At 48.1% G+C, this 13,589-nt stretch carries 15 protein-coding genes and 1 tRNA gene; 4 read left to right on the top strand and 12 right to left on the bottom strand.

Annotation, left to right across the window (positions count from 1 at the left end; genetic code table 11):
- Nucleotides 1-83: 83 nt before the first annotated feature.
- Nucleotides 84-971, bottom strand: coding sequence for a hypothetical protein (locus tag ACO0K2_RS08005; protein WP_423017531.1), 888 nt, complete (start codon nt 969-971; stop codon nt 84-86).
- Between the two features lie 235 nt (nt 972-1,206).
- Between ACO0K2_RS08005 and hpnD the strand changes: the two genes are divergently transcribed.
- The gene (gene hpnD / locus ACO0K2_RS08000; RefSeq protein WP_423017529.1) at nt 1,207-2,040 is read left to right on the top strand and encodes a presqualene diphosphate synthase HpnD; all 834 of its coding nucleotides are present in this window, start codon (nt 1,207-1,209) and stop codon (nt 2,038-2,040) included.
- Nucleotides 2,033-3,385 carry a hydroxysqualene dehydroxylase HpnE gene (gene hpnE / locus ACO0K2_RS07995; protein ID WP_423017527.1) on the top strand — a complete coding sequence of 451 codons (1,353 nt, stop codon included), beginning with the start codon at nt 2,033-2,035 and terminating at the stop codon, nt 3,383-3,385. The genes hpnD and hpnE overlap by 8 nt, the downstream gene beginning before the upstream one ends.
- A gap of 30 nt (nt 3,386-3,415) precedes the next feature.
- Here the strand turns inward: hpnE and radA are convergent, their stop codons facing one another.
- Nucleotides 3,416-4,795, bottom strand: coding sequence for a DNA repair protein RadA (gene radA / locus ACO0K2_RS07990; RefSeq protein ID WP_423017525.1), 1,380 nt, complete (start codon nt 4,793-4,795; stop codon nt 3,416-3,418).
- Nucleotides 4,796-4,931: 136 nt separating this feature from the next.
- Between radA and lplT the strand changes: the two genes are divergently transcribed.
- Nucleotides 4,932-6,194, top strand: coding sequence for a lysophospholipid transporter LplT (gene lplT, locus ACO0K2_RS07985; RefSeq protein ID WP_423017523.1), 1,263 nt, complete (start codon nt 4,932-4,934; stop codon nt 6,192-6,194).
- A gap of 19 nt (nt 6,195-6,213) precedes the next feature.
- Here the strand turns inward: lplT and ACO0K2_RS07980 are convergent, their stop codons facing one another.
- Genes ACO0K2_RS07980 through tsaB form a run of 4 tightly spaced genes read right to left on the bottom strand, consistent with a single transcriptional unit; the run spans nt 6,214 to nt 9,269 of the window.
- The gene (locus ACO0K2_RS07980) at nt 6,214-7,221 is read right to left on the bottom strand and encodes a DUF1853 family protein (protein ID WP_423017521.1); all 1,008 of its coding nucleotides are present in this window, start codon (nt 7,219-7,221) and stop codon (nt 6,214-6,216) included.
- Nucleotides 7,185-8,039, bottom strand: a complete 855-nt coding sequence (locus tag ACO0K2_RS07975; protein WP_423017519.1) for a uracil-DNA glycosylase — start codon at nt 8,037-8,039, stop codon at nt 7,185-7,187. The genes ACO0K2_RS07980 and ACO0K2_RS07975 overlap by 37 nt, the downstream gene beginning before the upstream one ends.
- Nucleotides 8,023-8,538, bottom strand: a complete 516-nt coding sequence (rimI, locus tag ACO0K2_RS07970) for a ribosomal protein S18-alanine N-acetyltransferase (RefSeq protein WP_423017517.1) — start codon at nt 8,536-8,538, stop codon at nt 8,023-8,025. The genes ACO0K2_RS07975 and rimI overlap by 17 nt, the downstream gene beginning before the upstream one ends.
- Before the next feature lie 41 nt (nt 8,539-8,579).
- Nucleotides 8,580-9,269: a tRNA (adenosine(37)-N6)-threonylcarbamoyltransferase complex dimerization subunit type 1 TsaB gene (tsaB, locus tag ACO0K2_RS07965; protein ID WP_423017515.1), complete on the bottom strand. Its 690-nt coding sequence runs from the start codon at nt 9,267-9,269 to the stop codon at nt 8,580-8,582.
- A 73-nt stretch (nt 9,270-9,342) separates the two neighbouring features.
- Between tsaB and ACO0K2_RS07960 the strand changes: the two genes are divergently transcribed.
- A complete protein-coding gene (locus ACO0K2_RS07960; protein ID WP_423017513.1) occupies nt 9,343-9,753 on the top strand; it encodes a thioredoxin family protein in 411 nt (136 codons plus the stop codon).
- Nucleotides 9,754-9,986: 233 nt separating this feature from the next.
- On the opposite strand, the gene ACO0K2_RS07955 is transcribed toward ACO0K2_RS07960, so the two are convergent.
- From ACO0K2_RS07955 to ACO0K2_RS07930, 6 genes are all read right to left on the bottom strand, one after another.
- Nucleotides 9,987-10,063 (bottom strand) — tRNA-Arg (locus tag ACO0K2_RS07955).
- Between the two features lie 292 nt (nt 10,064-10,355).
- Nucleotides 10,356-10,928, bottom strand: coding sequence for a DUF4166 domain-containing protein (locus ACO0K2_RS07950; protein WP_423017511.1), 573 nt, complete (start codon nt 10,926-10,928; stop codon nt 10,356-10,358).
- Nucleotides 10,925-11,404 carry a DUF2269 family protein gene (locus tag ACO0K2_RS07945; RefSeq protein WP_423017509.1) on the bottom strand — a complete coding sequence of 160 codons (480 nt, stop codon included), beginning with the start codon at nt 11,402-11,404 and terminating at the stop codon, nt 10,925-10,927. The genes ACO0K2_RS07950 and ACO0K2_RS07945 overlap by 4 nt, the downstream gene beginning before the upstream one ends.
- On the bottom strand, nt 11,401-12,267 hold the full coding sequence (locus ACO0K2_RS07940) for an NAD-dependent epimerase/dehydratase family protein (protein ID WP_423017507.1): 867 nt from the start codon (nt 12,265-12,267) through the stop codon (nt 11,401-11,403). The genes ACO0K2_RS07945 and ACO0K2_RS07940 overlap by 4 nt, the downstream gene beginning before the upstream one ends.
- The gene (locus ACO0K2_RS07935; RefSeq protein WP_423017505.1) at nt 12,264-12,419 is read right to left on the bottom strand and encodes a hypothetical protein; all 156 of its coding nucleotides are present in this window, start codon (nt 12,417-12,419) and stop codon (nt 12,264-12,266) included. Before ACO0K2_RS07935 ends, ACO0K2_RS07940 begins: the two co-directional genes overlap by 4 nt.
- A 130-nt stretch (nt 12,420-12,549) precedes the next feature.
- Complete coding sequence (locus ACO0K2_RS07930) at nt 12,550-13,428, bottom strand: helix-turn-helix domain-containing protein (protein WP_423017503.1); 879 nt, start codon at nt 13,426-13,428, stop codon at nt 12,550-12,552.
- Nucleotides 13,429-13,589 lie beyond the last annotated feature (161 nt).

Below are 13,589 nucleotides of genomic sequence, written 5' to 3'. Positions count from 1 at the left end.
CAAAAAGACAAAAAGACAAAAAGGACAGAGTGCCATTGGCATCCTGTCCTTTTTTTGATCAAAGATCAGCTTAGACGATCAGCTTATACGCAATTAACTTGGATATTTGCAGATGCTGCCGGATTCGCCAAATTAGCGACGCCCGTCCCATTTTTAACCGTACAAGTCTGGTTAGATGGCTGCGTTGTTACTGTTACTGCGTAAGGCATACCTGTCAATAAACTCCAAGAGAAGTTGTATGTACCAATGGTTGAAACGGTCAGAGGATCAACGCGAGCGGTTGACGTGTTTGTCAAGGTGACTGTATTTCCTGCTGTCAGGCCACTTACGGTGAAAGTGATAGGTACTGCCGCTGTACAATTCACGCCAATATTTCGTGCACCTGCTAAATTCGTGTTATCGGCAACACCGGAGCCATTAACAACAGTGCAATATTGACCTGCTGGTGGCAATGCGACTTGAACATTGTAGTTATATCCACTAACGACCCATGTCGGCAACACGAAAGCGCCGTTGCTCGACAATGCGCCTGCTGTGGTGTTATCCGCATTCACATTGACATTTGCGGCAACATTGGTGATGTTATCAATGAGGTACAGCTTCGCACCATCCGCAAGGCCACTCAGATTGCCACCGACCGGTACATTAGGTACGCACGTCACGTTGACATTCGCAACACCCGATGAGCTATTCATCGTTCCTGTACCATTCGCTACGCTACAATTGACGTAGCTTGGCTGTTGATAGACGGAAATCACATAGTGCGCATTACTCGCCTCTGAAAATGAAAATGAACCATCTGCGGTCAGGGATTGTTTGTAATTTCCCTCGTTCTGCAATATCAACACGTTCAAGCCGCTTGTACCTAGACCTGTGACGGTGCCGCCGACAGTCGTGTAAACAAAGCCGCCACAACCGGCGAGAACAATTGCAACACCACCTAACATTCCAGCAATTTTCGATTTATTCAAGATATTTGTCCAAATTGAGAGTTTTGTACCAAAAGCAAGCTCATTTTTTAAGAGAGCAATAATATAATGCGCCCACTATTATACGAGCTAGTGCATTTTGGATTCATAATTCTATGATCCGATTACATTACGATACTTACAGCAAACTCCTTGTTGCAAGTGCTTCGTAGATGCGCAAAGTTTGTTAGCATAACGACTTTACTTGGCTTTGTGCCGATTACTTACATAAAAAAGCATGTCTCCTGACGAATATTGCCAGCAAAAAGCGGCCCAAAGTGGTTCCAGTTTTTATTATAGCTTTCTATTTTTACCCTTGGAAAGACGACGGGCCATTACCGCGCTGTACGCATTTTGCCGCGAGGTCGATGATGCCGTCGATGAGAGCAGCGATGATATGCTCGCCAGAACGAAACTGATTTGGTGGCGCAAAGAAGTGCAAGCCATGTTGGATAACGCTCCCACCCATCCGGTCACAAAGGCCTTATTGCCGCATATGGCGACCTACGCCCTCCAGGGGGAACACTTAGTCGCCATCATCGACGGGATGGAAATGGATTTAAACCAAACGCGGTACTTAGACTTTCCCGCATTACAAAAATATTGCTGGCACGCCGCGGGAGTCGTTGGCATTCTCTCGGCAAGTATTTTTGGCATCACCAATCCGCAAACCCGTGTTTTTGCAGAAAAGCTTGGTCTTGCGTTTCAAATGACCAACATCATCCGTGATGTCGGAGAGGATGCGCGCAAAGGACGTATCTACCTCCCAGTCAATGAACTGCAAGAATTCAAAGTGACGGCGGCGGATATTTTAAACGCGCGACACAGCCCGCAATTTGAAGCATTGATGCAATTCCAATATGAGCGAGCACAAAAGTTATACGACGAGGCGCTCGCCCTTCTCCCGCCAGAAGATCGTCGTGCACAACGAACAAGCTTGATCATGGCATCGATTTATCGCACCTTGCTTGTTGAGATTCAGCGCGATCGGTTCCAAGTATTGAATCAGCGAATCTCACTGACACCGATACGGAAGTTGTGGCTCGCCTGGAAAACCTACGTACGTGGCTAAATTAACGCAAAAACATATCGCCATCGTTGGTGGGGGTTGGGCCGGCTTTGCCGCCGCCGTTCGCTTAGTCAAACGAGGACACAAAGTTAGCCTGTTTGAATCAAGTCGAACTGCGGGCGGACGCGCACGGCGCGTGGCGGTGCAAGGACTTAACGTCGATAATGGTCAACATATTCTGCTAGGGGCCTACCGCGATAGTTTGAGCATGATGCGAACGGTGGGCATCGACATCGATAACGCGTTTCTGCGCGTACCTTTGCAGATGGTGTACCCACCCGGTATTGATGGCATGGCGTTTTCAGCCCCAGTCTCCAAACTCATTCCAGCGCCGCTCCATCTCGCGATAGCGCTCCTACGCGCCAAAGGCTTGCGCAACGCAGACAAATTATCACTAGCACGATTTTCCTCCACTGCGCGCTGGATGGACTGGACGTTGTACGAAGACTGTAGCGTAACCGAGCTTTTACAACGGTTTGATCAAACGCCGCGCTTGTGCGAACTGATGTGGAATCCCTTGTGTATTGCCGCACTCAACACGCCCCCACAGCATGCCTCAGCGCAAGTGTTCCTCAACGTGTTGCGTGACAGCCTTGGCGCTAACAGAGCCGCGTCTGACATGCTAGTTCCGAAGTACAACTTATCTGCGCTTTTCCCAGAAAAAGCGACGACATTTATTCAGAATCACGGGGGGCAAGTCGCGTTAGGCGCTGCGGTGACTCAGATCCAACGCAATTCCGTACAGCCAGGAAAATGGCAACTAGCATTAGCGCAAAGTGATCTTTCACAAACAAACGCAACCGCCTACGACGGAATCATCATCGCAACAGATGCGAGCAATGCAAAGCGCCTACTGCAAAGTACTCCGACCAACACGTCCCTGCCATCCTTTGAATTTGAAGCCATTACGACGTGCTATCTGCAATACCCGGACACCCTGCGCCTTGATCGGCCAATGTTTGCACTTCTTGAAGATGCAGCTAAGCAGCATTGGGGGCAATTTGTGTTTGACCGCGGCTATTTACACTCCGACCAAGCGGGACTGCTGGCGGTTGTCATTAGCGCACCCAATGAAAGCATTGGACTGCAACAGGAAGCGCTTGTACAAGCAATAACAAGTCAACTGGCGCACAGTCTGGAAAACCCGGCGCTCAAAGTACCGCTGTGGCATCAAATTATTACCGAAAAAAGAGCCACTTTCCGCTGCACTCCGAAGCTGCAAAGACCATCCAATGCAACGTCTGAGGCCAATCTGGTTTTGGCTGGTGATTACACAGCAGGCGAATACCCTGCGACCTTAGAGGCGGCTGTTCGAAGCGGCATAGCGGCTGCGGATCTCCTTGCCTAGACATAGGTGAAGTCGCAACCCCAGTTTTTGCTATGCTACATCGTCAACATCACGAATCTTACTCATCGCCTCATCAATGCGATCAACAGCAATAATCGTTAGCCCTTCGATTTTCTGTTTTGGGGCGTTCGCCTTTGGAATCATGGCAATCTTAAAGCCAAGCTTTGCTGCTTCTTTTAACCGTTCTTGGCCTCTTGGTGCGGGACGAATCTCTCCAGCAAGACCAACTTCACCAAACACCACTAGGCTACGCGGGAGCGGCTTATTACGCATCGACGAATTGATCGCCAATAACACAGCCAAATCTGCCGCTGGTTCCGCAATTTTGACGCCGCCCACGGCATTAATGAACACATCTTGATCGAACGCAGCAACGCCCGCATGGCGGTGCAACACAGCAAGCAACATCGCAAGTCGGTTTTGCTCCAAGCCCACCGATAAGCGTCGAGCATTCGGCGCATGAGAACTATCGACCAACGCTTGAATCTCCACCAACAATGGCCGTGTTCCTTCTTGCGTCACCATCACACAAGATCCTGCGACCTGCGCGTCATGCTGAGATAAAAAGAGTGCCGATGGATTAGATACACCCCTCAGACCTCGCTCGCCCATCGCAAATACACCAAGCTCATTGACGGCACCAAAACGGTTTTTGATCGCACGCACCAGCCTAAAACTGGAGTGGGTGTCACCTTCAAAATAGAGCACCGTATCCACGATATGTTCAAGAACGCGCGGTCCTGCCAATGCCCCCTCTTTGGTCACATGCCCCACCAAGATCATCGTGACATCCATGGTCTTTGCAACCCGCGTAAGTTGGGCAGCACATTCACGAACCTGCGCGACGGAACCGGGGGCGGAACTCAAGGCGTCAGAGTATAAGGTCTGAATCGAGTCAATCACCACTACCTGCGGCTTATGTTCCGACAAGGTATTGAGGATTTTTTCTAATTGAATTTCTGCCTGCAGAGCCAACCCTTTGGTATCGAGTCCAAGCCGATTGGCGCGCAACGCAATTTGGGCACCGGACTCTTCGCCACTGACGTAAAGCACTTTCTTGACCTTGGCCAGATTCGATAGTGCCTGCAATAACAAAGTGGACTTACCAATACCCGGATCACCACCAATCAGAACAACACCACCCGGCACGAGACCGCCTCCCAAAACGCGATCAAACTCTTCGATGCCCGTTCCAAAACGTGGCACATCCGACGCCTCGATATCCGATAAATTCAGCACAGGCGCCGTTTGCGCCAAACTTTGATGCTTTCCAGAAAAACGGTTACCTGCCGCCTCAACGATCGTCTCGACCAGCGTATTCCACTGCCCACACGAAGGACACTGACCCGCCCACTTATTGACGATGCCGCCACATTCGGTGCAGGTGTAATTTGTTTTTGCTTTCGCCATATTTTTCCAGAAAACCAAGTAAACACTGTTATTTTACCCAGTATTCATACAGAAGCTTGCGTTAATTCGAATGTAATTGCGAAATTTCATGGTATAAAGCTGACCGATAACACTTTGTATTAGGCAAATCATCAGCATGAAACGCGGTTTCTATACGATTATGGCGGCACAGTTTTTTTCATCGCTGGCCGACAACGCATTGCTCATCACTTCGATGGCCTTACTTGCATCAATGAATTCACCGGGCTGGATGACTCCGCTCCTGAAATTATTTTTTGTATTGTCCTATGTGCTGTTAGCAGCATTCGTCGGAGCATTTGCCGATTCCCTCCCCAAAGGTCGAGTCATGTTTATTACTAACATGATTAAAGTGGCGGGTTGTGCACTCATGTTTGTGAATGTGCATCCGCTCATTGCGTACGCCGTAGTTGGTTTTGGTGCCGCGGCGTACTCCCCGGCGAAATATGGCATTTTGACTGAACTTCTCCCCCCTGAGCACCTTGTTGCTGCTAACGGATGGATTGAAGGCTTGACGGTGACATCGATTATCCTAGGCACGGTTCTTGGAGGTGCCCTTGTCACACCGCATATTGCGCAAAGTCTGTTGCAAATTCAATCGTCCGTCATTCACTTACCAATTCAGACAACGACAGAAGCAGCCCTCACCGTCATTACCGGCTTATATGCGATGGCGGCGATATTTAATCTCAGAATCCCCGATACAGGCGCCCGATACGCACATCAAAAGCACCAACCCGTTCAGTTAGTTATTGATTTTTCTCGTTGTTTTATGACTTTGTGGGAAGACAAGTTAGGGCAGATTTCTCTCGCTGTCACGACGTTATTCTGGGGTGCTGGGGCGACGCTACAATTCATCGTCCTCAAGTGGGCGGAAGCCTCTCTTCATATGCCTCTGAATCAGGCTGCGATATTGCAGGGTATCGTCGCCGTTGGTGTTGCCATCGGTGCTTGTGCCGCTGCTAAATTCATTCCACTCAAAAAATCGCTGTCCGTCATGCCATTGGGTGTTGCGATGGGTGCTGTTGTTATCACAATGATTTTTGTTCACAGCAAAGAAATTGCTTATCCATTACTCATCTTGGTGGGTGCCTTGTCGGGCTTTTTCGTTGTGCCAATGAATGCGTTGTTACAACATCGTGGACACGTGTTAATGAGTGCGGGGCATTCAATCGCCGTGCAAAATTTCAATGAGAACTTATCCGTACTGACCATGCTGACGGTTTATGCATTGATGGTGTCTCTGAATTTGAATATTCAAGTAGTGATTGTATTATTTGGTGGGTTTGTGATGAGCACGATGTTTGTCGTGATGAAGAAGCATCAAGCCAATCAACGCGAACATGATTCGTTGGCGTTGATTGGTGAACACAAACACTGAGGCTGGCAGTTTAAATAGACTAGGCGGGCTTTAAACGCCCTCTTGCCATCGCAGCCTGACTCCACCAGTCATCGGGAACAACCATGCCACGGACAACCTCTGTGGCATATTCCCCATCAACATCCAATAATGCCAGCATCACTGGGGAATGGATCGCGCCAAACAGGACGTCGATCTGCGCTAAGGTTGCCTGCTTGCCTCTCACATCATTAAGTGCGACACGTGCTGGTGCCAGCCACATCAATCGATCGAGAATCACTGCAGAAAAATCATCCATCTGGCGAATCTCACTCTCTGTCCAGATGTAGCCGCGACAGTGGTCTCTAGCGATTCCCTCCACCAATGCATCGTTTGCGTACATCGTCGGATCACGATAAAAAAGCCACCCCTTCACCAACGCCTGCACTGACGTTACCGGATGATCTAGCGCGCTTACCGCATTGGGATGTGCACTCAAACGTAACTGCTGACCGATGATTTTATGCATCTTCGCGCCCAGCGTATCAGCCAAGTTGGGACCGAGAAAATCATACAAATCCAGCGCCCCTCTCGGATTCATTGGATCATCAAACAGCAGATAGAACTTCGTTGCTAACTCCCAATGAGCCAATCCATCCTGACTGCGAAGTAAAAAATCAAATTCGCCAATTGTCCTCGCCTTTTCGTCATGAACCTGCAATCCATGGGCGTACACATCATAAAAAGCAGAGAAAAAGTAAGCGAGCAAATGTTCCGCGTACAACCCTAAACGCTTGGTAGGATGACGCTGAAGGGCGGCATGCAAAAGAGATGGATCCTGATCCAATTGCGTCAAAAAAGATCGGAGTTCTGCAGCGGAAGAAAGTGATGGAGTGACGACAGTCCCAGGCCACATTGTCGCGTGAGGTTGGAGCAAGTGCGGTGACGTCAACAACCACGCTAGCGCTCGGACATGACGATCCTGCAAATGCCCCCAGTCAGCGTGAAATTGTTTTTGCGAAGACAAGCTCACTAGAGACGACCATCCAAGGCGCGCTGAGCCAAACATAAGTCCTGCCAGGCTTTACTTTTCTCAAGAGGCTTACGAAGCAGATACGCAGGATGATAGGTCGCCACCATCGGGATACCCCCAACTTGGTGAACTTTGCCCCGTAATTGTGCCACTGGCGTGTCGAGGTCAAGACCTGACAATGCAATCGCAGCCGTTTTTCCGAGTGCAACAATCACTTTTGGTTGTATCAACGCGATCTGACGCTGCAAATAAGGAAGACAAGCAGCAATCTCATCAGAGGACGGCGGCCGATCTTTCCCGGCCTCGTCTGCCGCCCTGCATTTGACCACGTTGGCGATATAAGAACGATCACCCCGCTTGACGCCCATCGCAAGCAACATATTATCGAGCAACTGACCAGCAGCACCGATAAATGGCTCGCCATGAAGATCCTCGTGATAGCCCGGCCCTTCTCCAACAAATAGCCATGTCGCCGCACGTTCGCCAACACCAAATACGGTATTCTGCCGTGCCTTGCAAAGACCGCATGCTTGGCAAGCCGATACGGTCGCCTCCAGCTCCGCCCAACCCATTGACGAGACCAATGGGACATCTGCCCTGATCTCTATAGGGGCAACCTCATGAGAGGGCATACTGTCCGTTTGAACCACATCCTCATGATGAATAGCGCTCTTAGATGACGGCGCAATATCAGGTTCACCGGTCAATTCTGGTGCTAGCTTTTGAGGCTGAGTGGGTTGGCTTTCAATCACCTCCACGTCTGGGAAACGCTGCGCCCACACCGGTCCCAGCCCCATTTCATTGAGGATGGCAACACGGACCAGCGACTGCTTCACTTCATTCATTGGGTGCATCGATCAGTCTCCGCATCACGATCGCATCTTCACGGGTATCACCCTCAGCAGGGTAATAAGCCTTCCGACGACCAATTTCTCTAAATCCATCCTGAAGGTACACTTCGATGGCGCGATAATTACTGCGACGCACTTCCAGCAAGATCGAGACGAAACCGCGCTCTTTTGCATACTCATGCATCATTTTCAACATCGCACTCGCATATCCTTGCTTCTGGCTCTCTTTACGGACTGCAAAATTCAGGAGATGTAATTCTTCCATCACTGGCATGACTAAGAAATAACAAATCAATTGTTGCTCTGCATCTCGCAGTCCAAATGCATCATAGCCATTCATCAGCGAGTCTGAAAAATTTCCGCGAGACCAAGGGTGAGAATACACCGCTTCTTCGATCGTCAAAATTTGATCAATATCTGCAAAACCCAGTCTTACCAATTCATGCATATTTTTTTGTCTTTCAACATACCGTGTCATCGTCTCAACGAAGGATTGATCCATCCACAAACCAGGTATCGTCCATCAATCATTCTTTGTAAGGCTTAAGACGCGCTTTTTGCCAACGTCCTCTCGGCAGTAGTTAAAGCAATTTTATTGCGCAAGTACAAAGGCTGCGCGTCCTCCGGAGGAACAACAAGCCCCGTTTGCAATCCATGCAAGCCAATTTTCGCGACGTGTATCGCATGCGGCATGCATTGGCAATGCGCATATCCTTGCAACTGTTCCGGCAATGCCAAACCATTCCCGAGGACAATCTGCACCTTGTCTGATGGTGTCGACACAACAACTTCGTCTAAGCGCGACAATACCGGTGGACTTATTTCAACACAATCGCCACCTGAAAAACGGTAATGCGCCCAGTAAACTTCATTCATACGGGCATCTAAAATGCAGACAAAATCAGTCATTGCATGTTGTTCAGCGGCCGCTAAGGCCATCGATTGCAGACTCACTACAGGAACAACCTGGAGGCCTGCGCCATAAGCTAAACCTTGAACGACGCCACACGCAGTGCGAATTCCCGTAAACGCACCTGGTCCGCAACCAAAGGCGATGGCATCACAATCACTTAATGTGCGCCCCGCCTCAGCAAGCAGACTTTGCACCGCCGGTAAGATTCCTTGAGAATGCGTTTGCACGCCGGATAATTCACGGACGAACATCTGATCTTCAACAAACAAAGCGGCTGAAGCGAGTTCTGTCGTGGTTTCTATTGCTAAAATCGTAGTCATGGTCGTATTTTACCGTGTTCACACACCAACAAGGCTGAAATTATCAATGCCAAGGATAGGTTAAAATTGAAAGATGACTGCATACATTCACACTGATGACCTTCAACAGGTACAAACTCAACTCGATCAAAAAAATTGGCTGGTCGCCTGCTTGTGCGCCGCATGGTGCGACACGTGTACAGCGTATCGGACCGCATTTAATCAACTCGCAGCACAACATCCTGATAAATGCTTCACTTGGATTGATATTGAAGACTGCGCGCATTTGGTCGAAGATATTGATATTGAAAATTTCCCAACAATACTCATCCAACACCAGGATCAAGTCGCATTTTTAGGGACAATGTTGCCGGACACCGCACAACTTCATCGTCTGATCAACTCGCTCGACGACAGCATCAAGAATGGCCCCATTAAGCCCAGCGCCCTGAATCAAGCCGCTCCAGAAGGATGGAGCCTTCGCCGCCTCATTCTTGCCGAATAACTCACCCAGTCTTCACTCCTCTTGCGACTCACCCCACGGATCACTCCATTGATCGGACGGTGGTGAGCGACTGCATTGCCCCTATCGGCTCATTCAAGCTCGCAGTAACATCAACATTTACGAAGTGTAACGCTCTCTCGATGCCACCCACGCCGATTACCACAATGCGCATCAAGACAAAATCAATCCAAAAAAGAAAAAAGGGACTAGATTTTCATCTAGTCCCTTGAATCTGGTGCGGCTGGCAGGAATCGAACCCACGACCCCTTGGTTCGTAGCCAAGTACTCTATCCAGCTGAGCTACAGCCGCGAAGAACAAAATTATAGCAAACCCCCACCCGAAAGTGAAGCCCCCAGCCGCAAATACTTTATTCAGGCAAGATTGCCATGAGTTTGGGTAGGTGACTCCCACTGCTCACCATGCCTAAATAACATCAATATAAAGAATGGCTGATGTCACAATTGCACAATACAAATAAACAATTACGTTCATTTTGACGAGTGCGCGATGATGAATGAATAGGATGAGGCGTATTCTGAATGCGTTATTCTTTATGAGTTCCCCTCACGAGACCACAAAGCGAGCTATCAACTTTTAGCATTTAAAGTTCGACTTTAAACACACCCGAATAACGAAAAACTTGACCAAATAACGGGTGGGTTAAGCGAAAATCCATTGCGTAGTGAGTCTCATCTAATGCCGATTCTTTTATGCTGGTATGACCAAGAACTAGCCACTCAGGAATAGGAATAACAATCCTCCCGATTTTAAACACAAATCTCACTCCCGAATATTGAACCATACCGTCATGAGCAACGACGGACATTTGCAAACCGAGAAACGGGTTAACGAATTCAATCAATTGATCGCCACCTGCCGAGATGAGGAGACTATTAAAATAAGCCACCTCCCCGCTTGGATACCGAATCGTTCTCTTCCAGTGTTGTTGTCCATGATTTTGACTCCGCTCAACCAAAGTCACCGCACCTCTACCACGACGATTCACGAGCGCGCCAAATAGTCGTAAAACATTGAGATACCATTGCATAAACGATGGGTATTCAATATCCATATACCCCTCCTCTGTTACATCTCCAGAACGATAATGTGCTTGCAATGCGGGAGGCAATTCATACCACCCCTCTCCCAAGGCCTGCTGCACCAAACTTTTCATGACTCACCCCCAAGAGAATGCTTAAGGACCATCAATGCAACTACCAATATCATTGATAAGAAGGCGGGTACACCCAACCAAAACCAGTATCGCGCCATGCGCCAATAAACCAATGGCAATTCAGTCCTATTCTCTGAGGCAATCGCTGACATCTTTTGCATCTGAATTTGCAACCACACAACAGGTAACCAACAAACGCCAGCGAGTCCATACAACGCTAAGCTAGCTCGAATCCAAGGCGTCGTTGCTGGCAAACCTAACATATGCAACATGATTAAGCCGCTGATGGGTTGAAAGGTGATCGTCGGGGTCGTGAATATCCAATCAGCCAATACAACATGACGATTGGTAACGGCAATATGAGCGACAACCCCACTGCGATCAGCCATCCATTTATAAAATGCGCTACCCAATCCGGTGCCAAATAGCAGGACCATGCTAAGGATGTGCATCACTTTTATGAAGTTATACGTCATGATGCCGCCCTCCTCTTTTGAGTATCCGAGAAAAACAAACCGTTTTCGACCCGTCTTGGCGAGCACCCAAGAACGTCCATTGTCTGCACAACGTCAGACAAATAGCCTGCTCTGAGCATGCGAAGGTTATCTGGATGCAGCACAGGACTGATGTGGCAACCAAGACGTAAAATCTGTACTGCCAACCGGTATGGGATGCGAAGTAAAAGTCCCTTTTTCAACCCCTGTGCCTGACGCAATATTTGCATCCAATCTGCATAAGAAATATTCTCGCTGCCAACGAGGTCAATCGTTTTTTTCACTTCCTCAAAACTCAACGACCTCACGACTGCAGTAGCAACATCGTCAACATACATTGGTTGTAAAACTTGTTTGCCATCACCAACAATCGGAATGAGCGGCAATCTGGCGAGACGCATCAGCACATTGGTACTAACTCCATCAGCACCATAGATGAGTGCTGGTCGTAAAATGATCCAATCAAGGTCCAGACTACGCAGCCAATTATCCGCAATCAGTTTGCTTTGATGGTATTTCGAAAAGGCAGCCGACTCTGTTCCTATTGCGGAAATTTGAATGACACGCCGAATACCAGCTTGTGCACATGCATCAAACAAAGCAATTGGGGCTTGCGCGTGTATTACTTCAAAACGCTGCGTACCAACTTCGCCGATAATGCCTACACAATTTATAACAGCATCAATTTTTTCAAGATGAGGAATCCAGTTGGCTGACTCAATCATTTTCGTAAAATCGACACCATGTCGACGCGACGCGGGCGTCACTTCATGCCCGCCCTCCACCAAGGCTGCCGCAATATGACGACCAAGGAATCCTGTGGCACCAGTCAATAAGACATTCATGAGGATTTCTCCTCGGCATCTGCAGGCACTTCAATAAACAGGCTGAGTCGCTTTAATAGAGTTATCAGCGGATTTGAAAGAATACTCAAAACCACAATACTTAATGAAACGCTAATGAATAGCTCAAAAGGCAACAACAGAGATGGATTCATGTTAGGCTCCAAGCTGGTGATAGGAGCCTCGATTTTTGTGGAAAATGACATCAAATTCTTCCACTTAGATCGAAAAGGAATAGATTTCAATTCCAAAATCATCATTTCGGAACTGAAATCGACTAATTGATCAGTTTTCGCCCGGTAGGCGCCTTGAGTTTAACTTTCGATACTGCCCTGGTGGCATTCCCTCTACTTCACGGAATGCCTCGTAAAAATTGGACTGACTTGAAAACCCCACATTAAGTCCAACGGATAAAACGGAGGCGGAAGGTTCATTCATCAACAAGACTTTGGCTGCTCGAATACGCTGTTCGCGCAAATAGCGCGAAAAACTTTTTCCGATTCTAGAATTAATCAGTTCAGATGTTTGATGCGCGCTCAGTCCCAGAAGTTTTGCGACGTCGGCCAAACCCAACTCAGCATCTGCATAAATTTTGTCGGTCTCCATCAATGCTTCAAGACTTGATAATGCGGAATCACAATCTACGTTACTCAGCGTCGAATGCACATACGAAGCCTGAACAGTTTCAATTACCTCCTTGGATAGATTAGGCCTTAACGCCAACGAAATCTGAACCAACAAAAATGCCATTCCAATAGCGATGGAGTATATGCAAAAAAATAACTTTCCAGGTAATGAGGTTTGGAAAAATCCAAGGACAGTGACTGCTATGGCAATGACAAAAATACCTCCTAGCAATGCCATTTCCACCCGAAAGGATTCCTTTTCAGCGCGTAACGTATAGATGCTATATGCCAACCAAATCAAATATGCCGAACCAACAAGAAATGCGATAGGCATTGCCCAAGCGGTAGGAAGTAGTGGAGCGATCAATATAGGCACACCATGCCCCAGAATGGTCAGTTCCAATCGTTGATCTTCCTCCATGACCAAAATCTGACGACTAAATAGAAAAAAAGACGGTGCAATTAGGAATAAAAGAATTTCATACCCCATCGTAGAAATCCAGTTTTGATCTAAATAAAGCCAGAAAAAGTGGGACAATTGCAAACCAAAAAGGCCGCACAAAAGGAGCAAACTGAGCTTCCCTCGATAATTAGTTCACCATCAGGTGAATGTCATGCAGCGAGATTCTCTTGATTTTGTTTCTTCATCCAGTCTTCCAGATATTGAACGGGAGAGCGGTAACCTAATGTCGAATGCTG

Origin of the sequence: Undibacterium sp. MH2W (genome assembly GCF_049340215.1) — a bacterium.
Taxonomy (GTDB): domain Bacteria; phylum Pseudomonadota; class Gammaproteobacteria; order Burkholderiales; family Burkholderiaceae_D; genus Undibacterium.
This window is presented reverse-complemented; position numbering and strand designations above follow the sequence as displayed.

What these genes read in the sequence shown, in the direction of transcription:
- ACO0K2_RS07975 (WP_423017519.1), bottom strand. Translation starts at nt 8,039, where the DNA reads ATGCACCCAATGAATGAAGTGAAGCAGTCGCTGGTCCGTGTTGCCATC.
- rimI (WP_423017517.1), bottom strand. Translation starts at nt 8,538, where the DNA reads ATGGATCAATCCTTCGTTGAGACGATGACACGGTATGTTGAAAGACAA.
- ACO0K2_RS07960 (WP_423017513.1), top strand. Translation starts at nt 9,343, where the DNA reads ATGACTGCATACATTCACACTGATGACCTTCAACAGGTACAAACTCAA.
- radA (WP_423017525.1), bottom strand. Translation starts at nt 4,795, where the DNA reads ATGGCGAAAGCAAAAACAAATTACACCTGCACCGAATGTGGCGGCATC.
- ACO0K2_RS07945 (WP_423017509.1), bottom strand. Translation starts at nt 11,404, where the DNA reads ATGACGTATAACTTCATAAAAGTGATGCACATCCTTAGCATGGTCCTG.
- ACO0K2_RS07950 (WP_423017511.1), bottom strand. Translation starts at nt 10,928, where the DNA reads ATGAAAAGTTTGGTGCAGCAGGCCTTGGGAGAGGGGTGGTATGAATTG.
- ACO0K2_RS07940 (WP_423017507.1), bottom strand. Translation starts at nt 12,267, where the DNA reads ATGAATGTCTTATTGACTGGTGCCACAGGATTCCTTGGTCGTCATATT.
- tsaB (WP_423017515.1), bottom strand. Translation starts at nt 9,269, where the DNA reads ATGACTACGATTTTAGCAATAGAAACCACGACAGAACTCGCTTCAGCC.
- lplT (WP_423017523.1), top strand. Translation starts at nt 4,932, where the DNA reads ATGAAACGCGGTTTCTATACGATTATGGCGGCACAGTTTTTTTCATCG.
- ACO0K2_RS07935 (WP_423017505.1), bottom strand. Translation starts at nt 12,419, where the DNA reads ATGAATCCATCTCTGTTGTTGCCTTTTGAGCTATTCATTAGCGTTTCA.
- hpnD (WP_423017529.1), top strand. Translation starts at nt 1,207, where the DNA reads ATGTCTCCTGACGAATATTGCCAGCAAAAAGCGGCCCAAAGTGGTTCC.
- ACO0K2_RS07980 (WP_423017521.1), bottom strand. Translation starts at nt 7,221, where the DNA reads ATGTTTGGCTCAGCGCGCCTTGGATGGTCGTCTCTAGTGAGCTTGTCT.